Raw genomic sequence first — 20437 nt, forward strand, 5'->3', positions numbered from 1 at the left:
AGGGCTTCTTTACTTCCACACCAAGAATGTCGCCCCAAAAATCATTTATGGCTCGATTGCGATGATGCTTTCTATTGTTCGAGGTTACTATGAACAAGATTTTAATTCCCCTACTTACCTCTTTGCTTACCTTTTCTGCGTACGCCGATATCGAAGGTCGATATGACGATGGTGCTCGTTGGGCATTCATTTCTGACGATGACTCAAAAAACGTCGCCGTTATTGACACCTTTACGTTTTCCTACACAGACCAGATCGAACTCAAGGCAAAACCGATTCATCTTGAAGTGTCAGACGTACAAGACGTTCTCGTCTACATCGACGGACAAACACCAACCGTCTATGTCTACGACTTAGTTAAAAAGACACATTGGCAGATGGAGATGGAAAGTGTTCCTACAGAAATTACCTTTCATGCTGATGAAGCCCAACTGGCAGTGGCAATGAAGGATCGCATAGACATTATTAAACCGCTAAAACGTGAATACATCGCCACGATTACCGACATCAAATCGCCGTTTAGCATGAACTTTGATAACGGCGGCTACAACTTGTATGTTTCAGAAAGCAAGTCAGGAAAAACACTTATTTATCGTAATCACGATGGTCAAAGAAGCTATATCAATGTCGGCGAAGGTAACGTATCTGAACTGACTTTGTCACCAGACGCGCGCTTAGCGCTTACCTCCCAATATAAAGATAATTCAGTGGTCGTTTGGGATCTCTCTATGGAAATGGAATTCAACACCTTCCATTTCGACTCACAACCTTGGCGTCCTTACGTGAGTTCAGATTCTGAATATATTGTTCTTGCCAGTGAAAGTGGTCAAGCGCAAGTTATCGAATCCTGGGGAGGTGAAGTTGTCAAGGAACTCAAGCTTACCGGGGCTCCAAAATCTATTCGTACTGGTTGGATCGAGACAATGGGCATCATTGAATCAAAGGGAGCTCTGGACATTTTTGAGCTTTCGACCAATACACCAGTCCAATCTGTCTCGTTAAAAAATGACTTACGAGAAGTGGTTGTGGTTTCAGACTCAAAGACGCTCTTTGCAACACAAGAAGGCTCTTCAAAACTTTTCGTATACGACATCCGCACCAACAAGGTGTTGAAAGAGATCGACACTAAGTTGTCCAAACCCCACCTGCTAGCGATGGGCATTACAAATACTGTATGTCACTAAAGGAACGCACAATGAGACGACAAACTTCCTACACTATCTATGCTTTCCTAGCGGCGTGCTTCCTGAGTTTTAGCGCCGCGGCTAAACCTTTAAAGTTTGAACTGCAAGAGAATACCTTAGGTACGGTGACCGAGAAAAATTGGCAAGGGAAATTCTTATTAATGGGTATTGGTTACACCAGTTGCCCAGACATTTGCCCCACCACTGTCATCGATTTAGCGACAGCGGTGAATTCGTTAAAAGAGGAGACTGATAAGGTCACGCCAATCTTCATCTCTGTTGACCCTAACCGCGATACCGTTGAAAACTTGGACATGTATGTAAAGTACTTTGATCCCAAAATGGTTGGATTAACCGGAACTCAAGAGCAGATCAAAGCAATAGCAAAGAGTATGAAAGCAACCTATGGCTATTCTCTTGAAGGCAAGCCGATTTATCCCCCTCTCCCAAAACAATATGAAGTTTACCACTCTGCCTACATCTACCTTTACGGACCAGACAGAGAGCTTATCGATGTATTTGGCTATGGTGAAGGTGGTGCAAAAATCGGTCAAAGTTTGAAGAGGTATATCAATGAATAAATGGACCTCATTTGCACTGGTTAGCGTAACGCTATGCTTGAGCTTCTCTATAACAGCAAAAGAATGCATCACTCCAGAGGGGTTTAAGCTAGCAAATGCTACTTATCAGCTTACCGAGTTAAAAAGCCCAGTAAGTTTGGTCAATCTATGGGCGGTTTGGTGCCCTCCTTGTTTAAAGGAGTTGCCTGCGCTCGACAGCATAGCGAATAACGAAAATTATAGTGTTGAAACAGTACACATTGGGGACAATCTTCCGGCGATCGATGAGCGTTTTTCTAAATTGGGGATTCATCATTTACCGAAAACCATTGAACCAGACATGGGATCAATTCATGCACTTGGTTTTCAAGGGTTGCCAGCCACATTGGTAGTGATCAATGGTGAAACTAAGTTTCGTTATTCTGGGTATATCAAGCACTCCCCCGAAGTGATTCAAGACTGGCTAACTTGCTTAAGAAAGGAGCTGTAATCATGAAACGTACGCTTATCTTACTTATTCTCTCCATCAGCTTCTCTGCTTTTGCCAGCCCTGAGACTGAAAAAGGCAAAGCGCTATACATCGCCCCTGGGAAAGGTGGTTGCGCCACGTGCCATGGTGAAACCGGAAATGAGCCAGTGATGCCTATGTACCCGAAAATCGGCGGGCAAAGTGAACTTTACCTCTTCAATCAAATGAAGGATTACAAGATGAAAAAACGTAAAAACGGTTTGTTCATGACCATGGAGGTAGCAATGGAACACTACACCGACGAAGAAATTCGCCTTATGGCTAAATACTTAAGCGTAGTGAGCAGCAACTAAGGGCATCGCTCTTAGAAATTCTGCCAGAAGTATTCAGCCAAAACGGTTTAGTTCAACAGAACTAAACCGTTTCTATCAGGTTAGAAAAAGGTTCTTCAAACCATAAATCGTACAATGAGCCTATCTAACGAAAGCTTGGGATAATTGCTGGAATCCCCGGAAGTAAGCCCACCAATGCCATTACGCTTGTTAGTACAATAAACATAATGCCAGGCAACACCCAACGGCTCATTTTACTCAGCTCTCCACTACGTTCTTTACAGCCGACTAAGCCTAAATTATCTAGCAACATGGTGAGAGACCAGCCAAATGCAGGGTTAACGAGCGCTGAAGAAAATACAACAATCGCCGCCGATTGAGTGGTTTTCCCTTCACGCGTCATTTCCATTCCTGCTTCTAGCAATGGAACAAATACCCCAACAATAAGCGCAACACAAAGTACAGGTTGCCAGATCGCTAAGTCCATTGGGTAGCCCCAAACCGCGGCGATGATACAGAACAGTGCTGTTAGCAAAGCACCAGCAGGAATTGGGCGTTTAGCGATAGCCGCCGGAACGATGTAAGTTCCCCACGAAGACGTAAAGTTAGTACCACCGAGCAAAGAACCGAACGTCTGACGAATTGAAGCGGTAGTCATCGTATCATCGATGTTCATATGTACTTTTTCTGTACGCTCTGGATAGCTGATTTTTTGAAACACTTGATGCCCTAAAAAATCTGGCGACCACATCGCGACTGCCAAAATAGCAAAAGGCAATACGACCATGAAGTGTTCAATCGTCGGTAAACCTAGCATCCAGCCCGTATCTTCCCCCCACCAATACATAGGGTTCATGTTGGGTAAGCCGGGCTCGGTTTGAAAAGAAAACGGCGCGCCCATGGCAAAAGCTAAAGTACCGCCTAGCAAACAACTAAGAGGGACAGCTAGCCAACGCTTACGAAAATGTTCCAGCAATGCATATAAAATAATGGTGCAAAAGATCACAACAAAAGCAATGTGGCTCATCCCTATTCCCTCTGCCCACGCGAACAGCTTTTTGACTTGAGAGACGGTTCCAACAAAGCCAAGGTAGAGCAATAAACCACCACACACGCCTTTACTGGTGAGATTTGCCAACATGCTGCCACCTTTACTGATGGCTAACAGTATGCCAAAAGCGCCAATCAGCAGACCAAAGGCCATTGGGTGCCCGCCTGCTGCAACGACGATAGGAATTAATGGGATGAGCGGGCCGTGTGTACCCGCGAGGTTTGCGGTCGGCAACAGAAAGCCTGAGAAAAGAATAATGAAAACAGAGGCGATGAGTAGTTCATAACGTACATTTTCTAAAACAAAGCCTTCATTCAACCCTAGCGCTCCGGCAAAGGTTGCTGCAATGGCTCCCACCATAACAACTTTACCAATGGTCGCGGCCATCGCCGGAATGGTGTCTTCTACCTCGAATCGATAATCTTTAAACGGCAAATTAGGACGCCAACGTTTAGGCGCCATGATTTGCAACTCGTGCTCTAAATATTGTTCTCGGGACTCAAACTCCGAGCTAGGTTTATGTTGTTGTTCATAAGTGAGTTCATCCTCACTGGCTTTAGGCTTATCTGTTCGAATATGTACGGACTCTAAAGTGCTGCTCATTGTGATTCCTTTCGTTCACACTCTAAGGTGTGTTTTTCCAACCAACGTTGTTTGCTCAATAAACGAAGATTAAGCAAGTCGTTGTCTCTATATTCTCTGCGACAAGATCTCGATAACTGACGTTTATGAACCCTTTAAATTAAGTTGCTAGTACCTTATACCAAACGAAAAAATACAAATAGTCTCAGGTGGTTAGACATTAGTCGTAGGGTTCGGGCTAAAGGTATGGGCGTTGTGATGCGATTTGATAGACCTAGTTCAAGGTCTTTGGCGAGAACGAACGAAAGAGGTGGAAACGTGGTGAGCCAACAGCAACAGAAAGCTTGGGTTAGCGGCTTTTTATCCAATTAAGAAAGGGGCTCACGTAGCCCCTTTTTGTCTGTTGATTCATTTATCGCAATTAGTCTAACAGCACATCAACTGGATAACATTTTTCGAAACACTCGCTGCTTCAATGTCTTCCAGCGCACCAGCAACAAACCAATGGCGATTAGGATATAGATGGTTGGCTCTGCTACCTCTGACTTCACCGACCAATAGAAATGAATCGGTGCCAATATAGCCGCTAGGTAAACCCAGTTATGCAGCTTTTGCCATTTAGGACCCATCTTGCGTTGTATAGATTGAGTCGAAGTCACCGCCAGAAGTAACAAGATTACCCACACTGCTGCACCAACGGTCAAGTAAGGGCGTTTGACGATTTCAGAGGCAAGTAAGCTCCAATCTAACCCTAAATCAAGAACAGCAAACGCAACCAAATGAAGCACTGCCCAGAAAAAGCTGTAGAGCCCGAGTAGTCGTCTGACTCGAACTAACAATCCCTGCTTGGTCCAACGCGTAAGCGGAGAAACCAACAAGGTAATAAACAGCGTATTCAGCGCGCTAATACCCGTGTAATGGATAATGCCTTGAACAGGGTCGCCACCTAAGTTGTCGGTATTAATCGCAATAACCAGCAGACCTAAAAAGCCTAAAGAGACAAGATGGATAAGGACCTTAAGCGCAATGATGTGTTTTGGCGTCAGCTTTCTCAATAGAACTTCCTCAGGTCCATATTCTTATAGAGATGCGCCACCTCTTCCTCGTAACCGTTGAACATCAATGTTGGCTGTCTGCGAGTACTGAGCACACTGCCCTCACCGATGAAACGCTCGCTAGCTTGGCTCCAACGTGGGTGGTCAACATTTGGGTTCACATTAGCGTAAAAACCGTATTCATTTGGTGCTAAACGATTCCACGTTGTTGGCGGCTCTCGGTCAGTTAAACGAATTCGAACAATAGACTTAATGCTTTTGAAACCATACTTCCACGGTACAACTAAGCGAAGTGGCGCACCGTTTTGTGGTGCAAGCGTCTTACCGTACAAACCCACAGAAATCAGTGCGAGCGGGTTCATTGCTTCATCAAGACGAAGCCCTTCGACGTAAGGATATTCAATACTGCTAAACGAGCCTTGAGCTGGGAACTGTTTCGGGTCGTAGAGGGTTTCAAAAGCAACGTATTTCGCGTTACTTTTTGGATCCGCCATTTTGATGATGTCTGCTAGAGGAAAACCAATCCACGGAATGTTCATTGACCATGCTTCGACACAACGTAAGCGATAGATTCGCTCTTCTAGTGTGAACTTGTTAAAGATGTCATCGTAATCGAGCTTAATCGGGTTATTCACCAAGCCGTCGATCTCAACCGTCCATGGGTCAGACACGAACTCAGAAGAGTTTTTCGCTGGGTCAGATTTATCGGTACCAAACTCATAGAAATTATTGTATTTCAAAACCTTGCTCTCAGGAGTAAGAGAAAGATCCGCTTGATACTGCTGTGGCTTAGTCACACTAAGATCAATTCGATTATCTGAGACTGGCTTTTCCTTTGACGAGAAGATGTCCAAAATACCAGCTTGTGCATTCGCAGCGAGTGGCATACCGACAACCGCAATGCCTAACTTTTTCAATATTTCACGACGCTCTTTATAGACGGACTCTGGCGTCGCTTCGTTTTCAGATAAAGCCCAGCGATGATTCTTCTTAATCCACATAATCTTCCCCGAATGTGTTCATACTTTAGTAAATAGCGAACTGGTAATACGTTGATTAAGACAGACCGTAGCAATGGCAGTTCTATTTCATAGAAAACGAAAAACCGATATGCATTTAAGTTTGCAATTACTATTCAGCCGCACTGTGGAACACACAGCGACTTCATTATTAACCAAATCTAAAAACTGATTTAGGGATTACCCCTCTTATCATTAACAATCACAACTCTATACTGGCATTGTTCCCAAACTTTCCAATCATGAGCCTTGTGATGCTAGCGATTTCCTCGACTTTAAAATCCGTTCTCGAAAAAACACTGCCGTTAACGGTCGGTCTCTTTGCGATCATGTCAGTACAACTTATTGATGCAGTGTTTATCGGCAAGCTTGGTGTAAACGAGCTTACGGTGCAAGGTATTACCATGCCTTTCCAAGCTGCATTTATCGGCATTCAAGTCGGCATCGGTGTCGCGGCAACATCGATCATTTCTCATGCTTTTGGTGCAAATGACACACGACGAGCTACTAATACGGCTTCACTTGCATTGCTTGTTGGCAGCGCTTTTATCGCACTTATTGGAGTTACATTGTGGTTGATGGAACAAAGTGTGTTTTCCGCGTTTGTCTCTGTGGAAGACAGCGGCGCGCAATATCAGCAACTCGAAGTGTTATTTGGTCAGTTCTGGGGTTTGTGGTTGTTGAGCGCACTATCGAGTGCTGTGCTGTATTTGATGACCTGTGTTTATCGTGCGAATGGTGACACTAAAGTCACTGGCTCCGTTTTTGTCATCGCAAGCCTTATCAACCTCGTACTTGATCCAATCTTTATGTTCGTTCTTAACATGGGGATCGCAGGTGCAGCGCTAGCATCTATGCTTGGTTTTGCCATCAGCGCGGCTTACATGATGCAAAGAGCCAAAGGTCGCCATTGGTTCGCTCCTTTATCTTGTGCTTTAGCCAGCAAAGAGGATTTCAATCTACTGATCAAAACCACGATTCCAACCATGATGAACCAAATCTTACCGTCAGTCAGCGCGTTCGTGACTGTGATATTCATCGCTCATCTTGGAACCAATGAAATTGCGTTTTGGAGTTTGCTCAACCGAGTCGAGAGCTTCTTGCTAATCTTCACATTGGCGCTCACCATGTCGTTACCACCGATGATTGGTCGTGAGCTCGGTGCCGAACGTTTCGATTCAATCCAAGCGCTTGTTCAATCAGCTTCTCGCTTTGTGATCTTGTTCCACTTGGTCATCGCAACTTTGTTGGTGGTAAGTTTACCAATCGTTGTTCCTCTACTATCGGCGGACAACACAATGCAAGATTGGTTGAAGCTAGCCCTTTGGGTGATTCCGTTTAGCTACGGTCCTTTAGGCTTATGTATGGTTGTCACTTCAATCTTCAACGCATTGGGTAAACCCAAAACCGCCCTTTTCGTTTGCTTTGTTAGATTGCTGGTACTGTACATCCCAGCGATTGCGATTGGTTCGTTACAGGGTGACATTTTTACTATCGTCATTGCGGCAACAATAGCGAATGTACTCGCTGGATTGTTTTCATGGTTACAGTTAACGAGCTATGTAAAGCAAAACTTATCCGCTACTCATGCCCCCATGATAGAAGTGAAAACAGCGGAACAATAACAGATAATGAATTAGAAAAGAGAAACGCCCACACCTTCATATAAGTGTGGGTGTTTGTGTTTGTAGAACTGAGAACGCAAAATGTTTAGCTGCTCTTTCTTTTGGCATGTTTTTTGGGCAAGGCGATTTAGCTCTAGCGCGTTAGTATCAGACGAGGTGACATTGGTAAGAATAAATCTTGTTGCACCCTATAAACGAGATCAGTATTCAATCACTTAGACAGTACAACAAAGCGACGCTACATTTTATTCATACGTATTAAACAATCTATCACCTGTATCAGGTCCCTTTCCACCAGAGATGACTTGAACCTTTGCTCCCTCGTACTTGTTATTTGATACTCGTACAGTATATAAATCATAGCTCTCAAGTAGCTCAGTCGAAGAACTTGGGATCACTGTTGTAGCAAGTTTTACAGAGGTAGTATCTGGGAGCTGGTCAATTAGATCAAAAACACTTTTACCCGAATTGATTACTGCATCAACAATTATAATGTCTTTGTCTTTAATAAGTTCGAGGTCTTCATTAGAAACCTTATCATCATAGACGAAAATTATTGATGCATTACTACCCAATTGTTCAAGCTTGTCTGCAATGCCATTGCCAAAACACAAACCTGCACGCATCAAAATCAGTACGGCATAGTTTTTTTGTTGATTCGAAGCTTTTGATATTGGTTCTGCAATTAGCTCTCCTAGCTGATAATGTGCGGTTCTAAGTATATAGCCCATCGACATTGAACCGCTTTTACAAGTCTCAATCAGTTGTTCTACATTATTATTTTGAATGCTTTCATTTAATACGTACATAATTATACTTCTTCTAGTTCACAGAATTTTTTAAGGTCATAAGACACTCCAACTTCAAATATTTGCTCAATATTTGTACACACAATCCCAGCTAAGTAAGATTCCACTGCCTTGTTTAATTTTTCGTGAGCAACCAAATACCCTTGATTTGCTGCTTCTAACATTGGAATATCAATCATCGAATCACCAATAGCCACAACGTACTTCCCTTTTTCCCTTAGTAGATTCGCTATTTCCTTCTTGAACAATGGAGTAACAAGATACTCAATTTCTGGTTTACAACTATTCCCCAACAAAACATCAAAAATTTGATGCTTTTCGTTAACTAAGCTCCAAATATCGAATACGCCTGACGTAACACCGATAACGATTGAATCTTTCTTACTCGATAAATAGCTAGATAAACTCTGACTTAGTTTTATCTTTTGCAAGCTTTGATTCGCAGCTTCTTCCACTTTAATAGAGCTATTCTTTTTGTACAGATTCCAAACTTTAAAGAATTGGTATGACGTATACCTATCATTTCTAAATATATATTTTAACTCTTCTTTTCTTAAGCCTAAATGTCTACAGAAATCATAAGTCCCGTCATTAATTGAAACTGTCTTATCACAGTCAACAAGGATAACCTGATTTGATTTTTCTAGTAATTCTTTATGCTTATTATAAAAACTTAGAGCTGAGCTTTGATTGCAAAGCTTTGAAGAATATGATCTCAGCCAATAAGAAATAAATTGAATACTAGATCGGGTATCTTCATCTAAGATCACTAACTCTTTTCTCTGATTGTTACATATTTTATCCAATTTACATTTTTCGTATTTCTTCCAATTTCGAACTTGTTCCACAGTAACCTCTAAATTTCTTTTATCTCCTTTACTTTTCCTCGAAAAATCTACAACCATTTCTGATGGAGTATCCAAATAAAAGAAGTGATCGTAAACATGTTCATCCTTTTCAGTGAAGACTACTTGGTAAGAATCGCCATCTATAAAAGAATAATGACCATCTACTAGTACGAGATCGTATTCTGAATTTTTTTCATTCACGATATCAGTAAATTTTTCTCGCAATGTTCTTTTTCTTGACTCTTCGAGACTTTTAAAGGGCTGTGAGAACATATCTTGAGCAAGAGCATTCAACGTCTTTGAACCCTCAATATGAATAGCTGTTAACAATGTAGTTTCCTGTAAATAGGCAATTACATTTTTGATTAGATAGTCTTTACCAGATCGAGATACTCCATAGATAGCTAACTTCATCATTTAACCTCAACATATTTGTCATAGTAACATTCACCGTCTTGTAGAGGCTTCATCCTACCCATTTGAAATTCTAAATTTTCAAGGTCCATATCGAATGCACCATAGTTGTAATCTTCATTTCCATAGAATCTGCCGCACGGATAGATACCACGTTTAGTGATGAAAATATTGGTTCGACCTACTCCACAGAGTGTGCCATACATTGTACAGTCATATTTCTTTTTATTATTTTCATCAAGTTGACGAACTTCGAACTGGCTACCTCTAAAATCTTCAAGCAAAGACTGGTATTCGTCCTTTGATATTGTCATACTTTGATCGTGAGAATCAAAAAGGCGTGAAAACGTTACATCCTTAAAATTATTATCTTTAAGGTATGTTCTAAGTTTAGTTTTATTCAAAATAGTTTTGCTGTGCACTGTACAGTTTATAGGTGGCTTGTTCCCAAATTTATACTCATACTTTTTCACTCCACTAAAAACAACATTATATTTCTCCCGACCTAAATTATGAAGCTCTTCATAACCATCCAATGAGAAGCACATCTTTATCGAGTCTTTGTTTTCCAAGAAAAAATCTAATATTTTTTCTGTTAATATAGTTCCATTTGTAATGGTATAGAATGCTAATCTATCCAGATTATTGTTCTTTACATACTCGATAAGACCAACAATTTTTCTATACTGTAAAATAGGTTCACCAGAACCAACTATTCCAATTTTTAAGGTGGTTAAATTGTTAACTCGTGCATAATCATTTAGGTTTTTTGCTATTTTGATTAACTCATCAGTAGTAAACTCTTGCGGTATTCCACTTAACTTCCCATTATCTTCATTATGAAAATGGCAGTAAGCACATTTTAAGTTACATTGCTCTCCAAGAGATATACAAGCTCGATCAATCACTTCAAATTTCCTTTAAATATTTCAAATATATCGCTACTTTTCGGGTTATTTGCATCTAAATAGTCGATTGCTGTCTTGTTATTTCTACACCTAATCATCAAATCAGTTTTTTCAATTAGCATTCTGACCATTTTTATATCGTGCTTAATACAAGCTTTCATCAAAGGTGTATAACCGTTATTATCTTGTTGATTTGTGCAAGAATCGTGAGACAAAAAATAATCTGCCGCTTGTAAAAAACCACTCCACGCAGCAATCATTAGAGGTGTGTTGCCAGCATTCTTACCTCCACTCCCATAGTCAAGATCAGCCCCGTTTTCGACCAACAGCTTTATTATTTCCAATTTCTTAACCTGCGTTGCATGATGGATAGCTGAAAAGCGGTATTTGTGTTTATCCCTTACATCAAGGTTTATTTCTTTTAATGTGAGAAGGTATTTGATCATCGGTAGATCGCGATTTCTTACGGCACAAATCAATGGTGTTAAGCCACTATCAGGACTATGAAAATTAACATCAACACCCAGCATATCGAAATCCATAACTTGTTGAAGTTTCTTCGATTTGACTAAAGAACCAAACTCTATAGAGCGCACGACATCATAATCATTGTCTGCGGTGTGAAACTTCTCTATGTACATATTGGGAGTTATCGCTGTCAGATTTCTTGGTTCTCTAGTCAAAAACTGAAAATAGATATCATCACTTAACAAATATACATCATCGTAAGGACAGGCTTTCGATCTCCTAATTGCTACATCAGCGATCTTTTCGTCATTGTTTCCATCCGTTTTGATGCTTCTTTCTATGCAGAATTTTGCTTTCTTCTCGGTAATGGATTTCATTACCAACCAAGCTTTTTGTTTTGTAGAAGGGTTGCCCCTGTCTTTCAGATTATTCAGTTCTGAAATCACAACTTCTGGTATTACGACTTCTTCAAAAAACTCTTCAAGCTCATCAATGATCGACGGTCTTTTGATCAACGCAGAGGTATCAACAACGATAACCTTTTTCTTGATTGAGGTATTACCAACCAACTCGTCAGTAGAAGTTTTAAATATTTTCGAGAGTTTTAGCAATTGAGACGAAGATGGCTCGTTTTTACCGTTTTCCCAATTTGATATCACAGGTCGAGCAACGTTAAGTTGCTCCGCAAGTTCTTTTTGAGACAGTTTTTGCTCATCTCTAAATGTTTTGATGTTCTTTCCAATTAACTCTGTCAGCATAATTTACACTCATATCCCTTAGCTATGCAACCAACGCCTTATGTGTATTGAAACATAACAGGGCGTTGCCATGGGTACAAGAAACAAGTTGCTGATGTATAAATACTTTACAGCGTGTAACTATGCGTGACACGTATTCTGTCTAGAATGACCTGATTGGGCGATGTTTTGAACATAACTATCACTAGAAAATGCTTAAATGCTGGGACCCTTCCCCGGGATCTGTATTCAACAAACCAAAATAATCTATTACAGAATCGATTAATAAGCGCATACAAAAATAGTTCCCGATTGAATAAAATCATCAGGTTCACATAGCCATATTGATTATGCATTTAGTTGTGCAATAAAGGCATAATGCTGCCCAACTCTTTCGAGGCAAACACGTATTCCCAACATTCGCTCCTACACGCCTTTCAACAGAAACAAACTTCAATGACTAAATATTACCTCTAGAGCCTTTAAGTGAGCCGTGCGATTTGCTCTCTTACAGTCTCTAAAGCGGACTGCAATTGTGGGCGGCTTAGTGGACCTGCAAGTGATATCCTCACCGCTGCTGGCACTTCATACCGACCCACGGCAAACATTTCTGCTTCTCTCACTCTGACCCCATGTTTCAACAACGATTGGTTAAAGTGATACCCTGTTAATGGGTCAGGCAAAGGTAACCATACATTGTAGCCAGGGACGCCAATCTGGATTTCGGGAAATACAGCCTTCCAGATCCGATGACGCGCACTGAGTTCCATCGCGATCTCTTCGTCCACCGCCTGCATCGCTTCGCTGGTTAACCAACGACAAACCAGATCGATTATCAAAGGGCTAACGTACATACAGCTGGCTCGTAGCGCTCGTTGCAGTAACTCTTTGAAAGACAATGGAAGAATGATAAAGCCCAGTCGCAATCCACCCGCGAAGTACTTAGAAAAACTGCCCACGTATAAGGTAATATCCGGAGCAATAGCGACTAAAGGACTCTTTCGATGAGATGGCGGGCAGTAGAGAACGTCGTCCTCAATAATCAACACATTGTAACGACGGCATATTTCTATGATTTTTAGTCTTCGGCTATCTGTTAATTGAGCTCCGGTCGGGTTTTGTATTCCCGGCGTGAGATAAAGCAGTTTTGGGCGATGCCTCTTACAGTGCAATGCCAGATCTTCTGGATCTAATCCATGTTCATCGACTTTTACTGGCACTAGCTTTCGTTCGGATTGCTGACATGCATAGATGAACTCTGGATAACACAGCCCTTCGGCAAGAATAGTATCTTTTGGACGGCTTAATGCTTGAATAATCAGCGAGATCCCGTGTTGCCCTCCATGAGTCCACATTAGACGCCGTGCGTCAATATCGATATTAAACTTGCTCATCAGCCATTGTCGAAGAGTCTCATTATGACCCTGAATGCCATCAGCGGAGTAGTAATCCAACACGGCTGCCTGCGCGATCTCCTCGTGAGATAACTCTTTCAACGCATTCGCCAGAAATTTCGGCTGCGATAATAACAAAGGTCGGCAGCGCGCTAAATCAATGCCTTGTTCTTCCAATACCGGATGATAAAAATGGTTCAGTTCAGTTTCTCTGTTCCGAACATAAGTTCCACTTCCTACTTTTGGCTCTGTTAAGCCCCTCCGCTCAAGCTCCTGATACGCCCTTGTCACCGTTCCAACCGTCACACCCAAGCGATAAGACAAAATACGCTGAGGGGGTAATTTCGTATCTGGTTCGAGTTCACCACTCTCTATCACCTCAGCAATCGCATCAGCCAGTGCCATAAACTTAGGTCCGGAACGACCCGATATATCAGGGACTAACATTGTCTCTCTCCGAAGGGGTACAATTAATTCTTGTATTCAGGATAAATAAGGCCTGACGAAAATGAAATCAAAGAATTGTCACCATGACGCATTAACTGTAGGTCTCTCTCACTTTGCCCCTTTACTCTTGGCTCAGCTGCACTTATTTGAGAGGAAAGGAAATGACAACATTATGGGACCTAATGCCAGCGATGAGTTTATTTGCGTTTGTTACCGCCATCACGCCCGGTCCAAATAACTTATTGCTCGCCAACTCAGGGGCACAATTTGGTGTCCGGAAATCATGGCGACACCTAATTGGTATCCGTATTGGTGTTATCGGGTTAATTCTGCTTTGCGCGTGTGGTGCCGGCGTTGCTCTCCAGACTCATCCAAGTTGGTATCTCGCCATAAAATACATCGGTCTGGCTTACATGTTCTGGTTGATAATAAAGCTGTTGTGTACCAACTCTTTCGCGGGTAAAGCCACCAAAAGCAAACCAATCAACGTAACTCAGGCTACGTTGTTTCAACTAGGTAATATGAAGGCTTGGATGGCATCACTTGCTTTGGTCACAAGTTATAGCCTCCCCTCTAGCTATTGGTTATCTGTCGCATTGATTACTTTCGTGTTTACGACATTCGGACTGTTTGCCAATATGACTTGGGTCTGGGTTGGTCAAAAAATCCGTGTTTATCTCAATACCACATTAAAGCAGCGTATGTTCAATATCAGCCTAGCAGCGATAACATTCATATCATTGTTACCAGTGTTGGAGCACTCAATCTGAGTACTAACGGTTAAGTAATACCGGCTGGTAAATCAAAAAAAGATAAAACGCCCACACTGCTGAACAAGTGTGGGCGTTTTTGATTTTGGCGCCGTACCGAGTAACTGGATGAGCTCAATACTCTTCTGCTCGCTCTACAAAACTGGGACGTGGTGCGCTTCCACTTTTGTTTTATGAATATGGCTCATCTTATGGGTATTAACGAAATCTGTTCCATCCGCAAATTTCTTTTTCACGCTATTTGTCAGTATTGTAATGGTGTTACCAAAAACGGCGTCAGTGTGGCGGGCATATTCACACATCGTTGTCTTAACGCCACGTTCAGCAAACTCCTTCTCCATCTTACGAGAATAAGTAACGAATTCAGCCGGCGTGATTTGCTCGTCTAATTTCGCATTATCTACAACCTTGCTTATCACCTCATTTGGCGTTAGTGATTTATCGAGATTGTCTAAGATCTCCACTGCTTTTTTAGGATGCACAGTTGGCGCTCTTTCACAGGTGTACAATCCATAGAGGAACTCGACAACCATTTCGATAGCTTCTTTGTCGTGTCCACCCATCAGATAGCTTCCGTTACCTACTGCACCACCAGAAAATTTGCTCTCGCCATTAAGGTGCTTAGCTAAATTGCCGTCTGGCTTGATGCTGACACCGATATCGAAGAAGTAGTCTCCGGCATTTAGGGCGAGTAAAGAAACCATGTTCTTTGCAAAGGCAGGACTACCGTAGTTGATGCTTGCCTCATACAGCTCTGTCATCTTCTTCGCAATGGCAGGTGTTGTCATGTTTTTCTTCGTCAGTAATTCATCAACTGAAACGAATTTAACATTCTCAGGAAGCTCTACACGTGAGTCGTAACAGGTTCGACCTTTCGTACGTCTATCGACATAAATAACGTGTTTCACCTTTGGAGTGACTTTAGCATTACTAATTACATTCAGCAGACCATGTTCTTTTTCAACACTTGGAATAACATTGTCTTCGCCACTTTCTGCTTTTGTATTGACCCAGCAATAAGCAACTGTCTTGGTCGGTAGTTTGGAAAAACTCGGTTTTGCACACAACAATGAACTGAGACCACTCTTTTTCTTTTTTTCTTTTAATGGCGTTAGTGCGACGTCGGTGTTTTCGTTGTTGCGCTCAGCAAGGACTCTTTCTCGGTTAGCAGCCCAGCGTTTATTGTCTGCTTGCGTAACTTTTAGTTCTTCCCTTCGAGCTATACGCTGTTGTTCAGCGCGTTCTTGGACGGATTGTTGTGCTTGTTCGGTGTGGTCACTTGGAGGAGATTGATATCGCATTAAGTTTGCCCTAATTACCAAATGTAAGAATTTGTTACAATATGATAAATTCGACACTTAGAATAAAGAGTGGTGATGAAGTAACCGTTCAATAAGGTATTATTACTAAACAAAAGCTCATTATGAAGGGGAAAATTCATTTATTTTCTCTTCGACCTGTTCGCTATTAATACGTTAAAACCAATAAATAATTTATAGTTAAGGTCTCGTCAACGACATTTAAAAAGGGACTCAAATGAGTCCCTTTTTAGTTTCAAATCATCTTAAGCATTCGCTAGTTTTTGTAGCTCTGCTTTGTTTGTTTCTAACCAGGCTTCAAAGCTTTGTGGGTGCTTACCAGTCAGCTTTTCAAATGCCTCACTTGTGCCGTCTGAATAGTTTCCACGGTTGTGTTTGTCCATTGTTACACATAACTCTACGATTGGTGCAGGCAATTCAAACGACTCTAACTGTGCTTGGTAATCCTCATCAGACAAGTTCACCATGGTGGTCGATGTACCCAACACTTTATCTATCACCTTCGCCATTTCCGCATGTGTCATAGATTGTGCACCGTTCATTGGAAGTATAACTTTACCTTGCGCTGGTTTTACTAATGCAGATGCCGCTGCAAAAGCCAAATCTTTACGTGATAACTGAGCCGAGCGACCTTCTGCTGCCGACGTCAACCAATGACCCGATTGTAGAATGCTTGCGAAGTACTCTGCCAAGTTTTCAAAATACCAATTGTTGCGCATGATGGTGGCATGAGGGATGCGACTTTGTTTAATCGCATTTTCAGTAGCTTCATGCTCATGAGCAAACATCACTGGCGAACTCTCTGCAGAAGGCATCGACGTATAAGCGATATGGCTCACCCCTACTTTTTCCGCTGCCGCTACAGCATTCAAGTGTGCTTGAGTACGAGGACCAGAAGCGTCGATGCTAATAAGCAGCATGCTGTCTGCGCCGAGAAATGCTCTCTCTAGTGACTCTGGGCTAGAAAAGTCTGCTTCGCGAACATCCACACCTTGGCTTGCTAACGCTTGCAGTTTGTCTGCATGGCGAGTAGTTACAATCAATTGGCTTGGTTGAACATTTAGCTCTTCAAGCAGTGCTTTTACTACTTGTGAACCTAGTTTACCTGATGCACCTGTTACTAGAATTTTGCGATCTGACATGATGGTTTCTCCATTCAATTCTTAAATAATTTCTTTTTAATAACGCGGAGATGATCAAGCTGCTGTGGCTCCCCGCTGTCGATGGAGACACTATATCGTTTGATGATTGATAGATAATTACCCTTTGATTAAACTGATTGTTAATTACTACTAAACAATAGTGAATAATAAGAACTTCCGGACAATAAGCTATATGATTTCACTCGATGACATGATGGTCTTTGCTAAAGTGGCAGAGAAACAATCCTTTACTCAAGCAGCGGATGAGCTTGATATCGGTAAAGCGCGTGTATCGCAGATCGTCTCTAAACTTGAGCAAGCGCTAAATACACGTTTACTGCATCGCACTACTCGCTCTCTTTCATTGACCGACGCAGGGTTGCGTTACTATGAGAAATGCAAACTGATTGGCGATATTGCATCTGAAGCGAATGCAGAAACGCAAGATGCTAACCAGATTCCAAGCGGTACGATTCGGATATCCACACCTAGCTCAGCGATGGTGGATATACTGAGTGAGTTCATGCACCTCTACCCGGAAATCAAACTCGATATTATTGAGAGTGACAGTTACAGCAACCTGATTGAATCTCGTTGTGATATTGCGCTGCGTGCCTCTTCCGCCCTTGAAGATTCGAGCTTATATGCGATCAAGCTTGGTTATTTCCGAGATGTGCTTTGCGCTACCCCAACCTATCTAAGCAAAGTTAAGGCGGTATCCACACCTGAAGATCTCTTAACACTGGATTGGATTAGTCACCATATCGTTCACGGTGATAAGCAGCTTACGATGACCAATAGCAAAGGTCAGGTGACACGTTTAATTCACAGCCCAAAGGTACAAGTGAGAACCGCTGCGACAGTCAAAGCGTTCGTTCTGAATCATCTTGGTTTTGCCATCATGCCGAGCTTTATGATGAAGGAAGAGTTAGCGCGAGGAGATCTCGTACGTATCCTACCTGATGTGCACGATTTAGAAATTCCGATTTATGCGGTGTACCAAGAGAAAGCGCTAATGCCGCTAAGAGTCCGCACACTGATCGAGTTCTTAAAACAAAAGAGTGATGCGTTTGAATAACGTCAATCACGACTCATCAAAACAGCGCCATAAAGCAAAGCCCACCGACAAGTGGGCTTTGTATTTTACTGCTATCGATACTTTCTACTATGCGTAACAGTAACTAGTAACTCGCTTGGATGCTTACACCGTTGTAGCTTGAATAGCCTTGAATCATTACGTGGTAACGTCCGCTTTGAGTGGCATTAACTGTACATGTCTCACTGTTGCCGTATCTGAAAGGTCGACAATCCCAAGCATTAATCGTTGGCTTAGAGCCAAAGCGTAGATACAAATCTGCATCACCGCTGCCGCCATACATTTGTACCGTTAGACGTTGCCCTGCTTCTACATCTACGTAGTAATAAGCTACCTGCCCTGTTGAACCGCTCAAGCCACTCACTGGCACACCTGAGGTCAATTTACCTTCTGGATCTGGCGTTGGATCAGGACCACCACAATCTTGACCACAATCGGCATCCGTTAAACTGTAAAGCAATTTATTCACACTGCCTCTTGTATCCGTGACTTTGCCACTGGTTGCGCGCTCAACGATCAGCGCTTCCACTTGGCTTGGTGGAAGTGCACTGTTTTCTTGGAGATAAAGCGCAGCAACACCAGCAACATGTGGGGTTGCCATTGAAGTGCCACTTATCGTCTTATAACCGCCATCATACCAAGCAGACTTGATTTGTGATCCTGGAGCAAAAACATCGACACAGCTACCCCAGTTTGAAAAACTAGAACGTGCGTCAGAGCTCGTCGTCGAGCCGACAGTAACACCAGAAGAAACACGCGCAGGTGAGTAGTTACAGGCATCAGCATTGGAGTTACCAGCTGCAAGCATAAAGCTAACGCCGGACTGAACTGCGCTTTGCACTGCGCTATCAAGAGCAACAGATTGCCCACCACCTAAACTCATGTTGGCAACCGAAGGACCAGAAGCATTGGCAGCTACCCAATCAACTCCCGCAATAACGCCGGACGTTGAACCTGAGCCAGAACAGCTAAGCACTCTGACACCAACAATGCTCACGTTCTTTGCCACGCCATACAAAGATCCGCCGATCGTGCCCGCTACGTGTGTGCCGTGTCCATTACAGTCACTGGCATCCGCATCATTGTCGACAAAGTCATATCCCGAAATGGAGCGTCCGGCAAATTCAACGTGCGAGTTGTTCACACCCGTATCGATAACGTAAGCCGTTACGCCCGTTCCATCAAAGTTGGCGCTGTAATTGTTATTGAGAGGCAGACTACGTTGATCAATTCGGTCTAGCCCCCAAATTGCATTACTTTGGTTTACTTCTGCCGAGACTATTGGGTCTAGTGTAAGAATTCTGTCTTGCTCGATGTATTCAACACGTGGATCAGCACGTAACGCTTTCAGCTGTTCAGGAGCTAACGTCGCAACGAAACCGCTGATCGAATTGTCGAATACTGATTCCACTTGTATTGAGTACAAACCAGACATTCGGTCCACAGATTGTTGTGTGAACTGCTGTAATTCAAGTGAATTATTCATCATCATTTGAGGTTGATGAAATACAACGATATAACGATCAGCGATGGCGACGTCTTCAGGCGCAAGCATCAGTGACGCAGGTGTCTGCGCTAAATCCGCATCATTTGGGAGTTCTGTCGATTGCGAAAAAGCGAGAGAAGAATGGAAACAGAGTGCCGAGGTGATACAACAACTTAGTAGTTTCTTTAACATAGAATGTTCCTTGAAATCATAGTCTTGTTGATTTTTACCTAGTACCAAACTGTCAACACGAAAAGACAGACAATCAGCGTAGTACGCTCAATACGTGCTGCAGTGACGTTACACCATCAAATTAGACAATAAGCAACAACATGCATAATTGATAATAATTCGCATACTCAAAAACATGATCAATGACCAAGCTTTATTGAAATTGAAATGTAAAAGCCCATCTAGATTTAGAGCAAAATCCCTAAAATGGAATAACTCTAAACATCGGAGTTGTTAGTTGTTAAATATCCTCTATCCAACCTAAGCTAGCGAGATAAAACCTTCAATCGTGGACTTTGCTAGGGACTCCCTCCTATGGTTCTCACTTAATTGCATAATTGACCTAAATCAACGAACCATTCGTTTATATTCTTTACATATTTGTAAATAAAAAGTAACCACCACCGCTGAAAGCAAGCAAAATCAAATCGTGCAAACTTTGTTCGCTTTTAACATCGTTTTTTGCCATAAAAACCATCGATTTTTTGCAT

Annotated in this window: 18 protein-coding genes; 7 read left to right on the forward strand and 11 right to left on the reverse strand. The window is 42.3% G+C overall.

The features are described from left to right. The first annotated feature begins 89 nt into the window (after nt 1–89). From NL647_RS17295 to NL647_RS17310, 4 genes are read left to right on the forward strand one after another with little or no spacing between them, the layout of a single operon-like run. A complete protein-coding gene (locus NL647_RS17295) occupies nt 90–1184 on the forward strand; it encodes a YncE family protein (protein ID WP_047516777.1) in 1095 nt (364 codons plus the stop codon). An 11-nt stretch (nt 1185–1195) separates the two neighbouring features. Continuing rightward, on the forward strand, nt 1196–1765 hold the full coding sequence (locus NL647_RS17300; RefSeq protein WP_052127686.1) for an SCO family protein: 570 nt from the start codon (nt 1196–1198) through the stop codon (nt 1763–1765). Next, on the forward strand, nt 1758–2234 hold the full coding sequence (locus NL647_RS17305; RefSeq protein WP_047516783.1) for a TlpA disulfide reductase family protein: 477 nt from the start codon (nt 1758–1760) through the stop codon (nt 2232–2234). The genes NL647_RS17300 and NL647_RS17305 overlap by 8 nt, the downstream gene beginning before the upstream one ends. A gap of 2 nt (nt 2235–2236) precedes the next feature. Then, nucleotides 2237–2566, forward strand: a complete 330-nt coding sequence (locus tag NL647_RS17310) for a cytochrome c (RefSeq protein ID WP_009697480.1) — start codon at nt 2237–2239, stop codon at nt 2564–2566. A 124-nt stretch (nt 2567–2690) separates the two neighbouring features. On the opposite strand, the gene NL647_RS17315 is transcribed toward NL647_RS17310, so the two are convergent. From NL647_RS17315 to msrP, 3 genes are all read right to left on the reverse strand, one after another. Next, nucleotides 2691–4199, reverse strand: coding sequence for a DUF3360 domain-containing protein (locus NL647_RS17315; RefSeq protein WP_253650440.1), 1509 nt, complete (start codon nt 4197–4199; stop codon nt 2691–2693). Nucleotides 4200–4615: 416 nt separating this feature from the next. Further along, complete coding sequence (gene msrQ, locus NL647_RS17320) at nt 4616–5233, reverse strand: protein-methionine-sulfoxide reductase heme-binding subunit MsrQ (protein ID WP_154203684.1); 618 nt, start codon at nt 5231–5233, stop codon at nt 4616–4618. Beyond that, nucleotides 5230–6234 (reverse strand): protein-methionine-sulfoxide reductase catalytic subunit MsrP, encoded by a 1005-nt coding sequence (msrP, locus tag NL647_RS17325; protein WP_050908897.1) that lies wholly within the window; start codon nt 6232–6234, stop codon nt 5230–5232. Before msrP ends, msrQ begins: the two co-directional genes overlap by 4 nt. 272 nt (nt 6235–6506) lie before the next feature. Here msrP and NL647_RS17330 point away from each other — a divergent pair, with 272 nt between their 5' ends. Further along, complete coding sequence (locus NL647_RS17330) at nt 6507–7877, forward strand: MATE family efflux transporter (protein ID WP_154203683.1); 1371 nt, start codon at nt 6507–6509, stop codon at nt 7875–7877. Nucleotides 7878–8122: 245 nt separating this feature from the next. Here NL647_RS17330 and NL647_RS17335 read toward each other — a convergent pair whose 3' ends face one another. The 5 genes from NL647_RS17335 to NL647_RS17355 form a co-directional block, all read right to left on the reverse strand. Further along, entirely contained in the window at nt 8123–8686 is a 564-nt protein-coding gene (locus NL647_RS17335; RefSeq protein WP_009697478.1) for a uracil phosphoribosyltransferase, read from the reverse strand. 2 nt (nt 8687–8688) lie between these two features. Further along, entirely contained in the window at nt 8689–9951 is a 1263-nt protein-coding gene (locus NL647_RS17340; RefSeq protein ID WP_154203682.1) for an HAD hydrolase family protein, read from the reverse strand. Further along, entirely contained in the window at nt 9948–10856 is a 909-nt protein-coding gene (locus tag NL647_RS17345; protein WP_253650441.1) for a radical SAM protein, read from the reverse strand. The genes NL647_RS17340 and NL647_RS17345 overlap by 4 nt, the downstream gene beginning before the upstream one ends. After that, nucleotides 10853–12082, reverse strand: coding sequence for an ankyrin repeat domain-containing protein (locus tag NL647_RS17350; RefSeq protein ID WP_009697475.1), 1230 nt, complete (start codon nt 12080–12082; stop codon nt 10853–10855). Before NL647_RS17350 ends, NL647_RS17345 begins: the two co-directional genes overlap by 4 nt. 461 nt (nt 12083–12543) lie before the next feature. Continuing rightward, nucleotides 12544–13902, reverse strand: a complete 1359-nt coding sequence (locus NL647_RS17355; RefSeq protein WP_253650442.1) for a PLP-dependent aminotransferase family protein — start codon at nt 13900–13902, stop codon at nt 12544–12546. Between the two features lie 161 nt (nt 13903–14063). Between NL647_RS17355 and NL647_RS17360 the strand changes: the two genes are divergently transcribed. After that, a complete protein-coding gene (locus tag NL647_RS17360; RefSeq protein ID WP_045489164.1) occupies nt 14064–14672 on the forward strand; it encodes a LysE family translocator in 609 nt (202 codons plus the stop codon). 134 nt (nt 14673–14806) lie between these two features. Here NL647_RS17360 and NL647_RS17365 read toward each other — a convergent pair whose 3' ends face one another. Together NL647_RS17365 and NL647_RS17370 are read right to left on the reverse strand one after the other, a co-directional pair. Further along, nucleotides 14807–15973 carry a hypothetical protein gene (locus NL647_RS17365; RefSeq protein ID WP_009697472.1) on the reverse strand — a complete coding sequence of 389 codons (1167 nt, stop codon included), beginning with the start codon at nt 15971–15973 and terminating at the stop codon, nt 14807–14809. A gap of 263 nt (nt 15974–16236) precedes the next feature. Then, nucleotides 16237–17133, reverse strand: a complete 897-nt coding sequence (locus tag NL647_RS17370; RefSeq protein WP_253650443.1) for an SDR family oxidoreductase — start codon at nt 17131–17133, stop codon at nt 16237–16239. 193 nt (nt 17134–17326) lie between these two features. On the opposite strand from NL647_RS17370, the gene NL647_RS17375 reads away from it, so the two are divergent. Beyond that, entirely contained in the window at nt 17327–18211 is an 885-nt protein-coding gene (locus NL647_RS17375; RefSeq protein ID WP_029788121.1) for a LysR family transcriptional regulator, read from the forward strand. Nucleotides 18212–18314: 103 nt separating this feature from the next. Here the strand turns inward: NL647_RS17375 and NL647_RS17380 are convergent, their stop codons facing one another. Further along, a complete protein-coding gene (locus NL647_RS17380; protein ID WP_253650444.1) occupies nt 18315–19907 on the reverse strand; it encodes a S8 family peptidase in 1593 nt (530 codons plus the stop codon). Nucleotides 19908–20437 lie beyond the last annotated feature (530 nt).

It is taken from the genome of Vibrio sp. Y29_XK_CS5 (genome assembly GCF_024181835.1).
Taxonomy (GTDB): Bacteria; Pseudomonadota; Gammaproteobacteria; order Enterobacterales; family Vibrionaceae; genus Vibrio; species Vibrio harveyi.

Bases quoted from the DNA above. Each gene is read 5' to 3' on its own strand.
- NL647_RS17295 (WP_047516777.1), top strand. From the start codon at position 90: ATGAACAAGATTTTAATTCCCCTACTTACCTCTTTGCTTACCTTTTCT.
- NL647_RS17300 (WP_052127686.1), top strand. From the start codon at position 1,196: ATGAGACGACAAACTTCCTACACTATCTATGCTTTCCTAGCGGCGTGC.
- NL647_RS17305 (WP_047516783.1), top strand. From the start codon at position 1,758: ATGAATAAATGGACCTCATTTGCACTGGTTAGCGTAACGCTATGCTTG.
- NL647_RS17310 (WP_009697480.1), top strand. From the start codon at position 2,237: ATGAAACGTACGCTTATCTTACTTATTCTCTCCATCAGCTTCTCTGCT.
- NL647_RS17315 (WP_253650440.1), bottom strand. From the start codon at position 4,199: ATGAGCAGCACTTTAGAGTCCGTACATATTCGAACAGATAAGCCTAAA.
- msrP (WP_050908897.1), bottom strand. From the start codon at position 6,234: ATGTGGATTAAGAAGAATCATCGCTGGGCTTTATCTGAAAACGAAGCG.
- NL647_RS17330 (WP_154203683.1), top strand. From the start codon at position 6,507: ATGCTAGCGATTTCCTCGACTTTAAAATCCGTTCTCGAAAAAACACTG.
- NL647_RS17335 (WP_009697478.1), bottom strand. From the start codon at position 8,686: ATGTACGTATTAAATGAAAGCATTCAAAATAATAATGTAGAACAACTG.
- NL647_RS17340 (WP_154203682.1), bottom strand. From the start codon at position 9,951: ATGATGAAGTTAGCTATCTATGGAGTATCTCGATCTGGTAAAGACTAT.
- NL647_RS17350 (WP_009697475.1), bottom strand. From the start codon at position 12,082: ATGCTGACAGAGTTAATTGGAAAGAACATCAAAACATTTAGAGATGAG.
- NL647_RS17355 (WP_253650442.1), bottom strand. From the start codon at position 13,902: ATGTTAGTCCCTGATATATCGGGTCGTTCCGGACCTAAGTTTATGGCA.
- NL647_RS17360 (WP_045489164.1), top strand. From the start codon at position 14,064: ATGACAACATTATGGGACCTAATGCCAGCGATGAGTTTATTTGCGTTT.
- NL647_RS17365 (WP_009697472.1), bottom strand. From the start codon at position 15,973: ATGCGATATCAATCTCCTCCAAGTGACCACACCGAACAAGCACAACAA.
- NL647_RS17370 (WP_253650443.1), bottom strand. From the start codon at position 17,133: ATGTCAGATCGCAAAATTCTAGTAACAGGTGCATCAGGTAAACTAGGT.
- NL647_RS17375 (WP_029788121.1), top strand. From the start codon at position 17,327: ATGATTTCACTCGATGACATGATGGTCTTTGCTAAAGTGGCAGAGAAA.
- NL647_RS17380 (WP_253650444.1), bottom strand. From the start codon at position 19,907: ATGTTAAAGAAACTACTAAGTTGTTGTATCACCTCGGCACTCTGTTTC.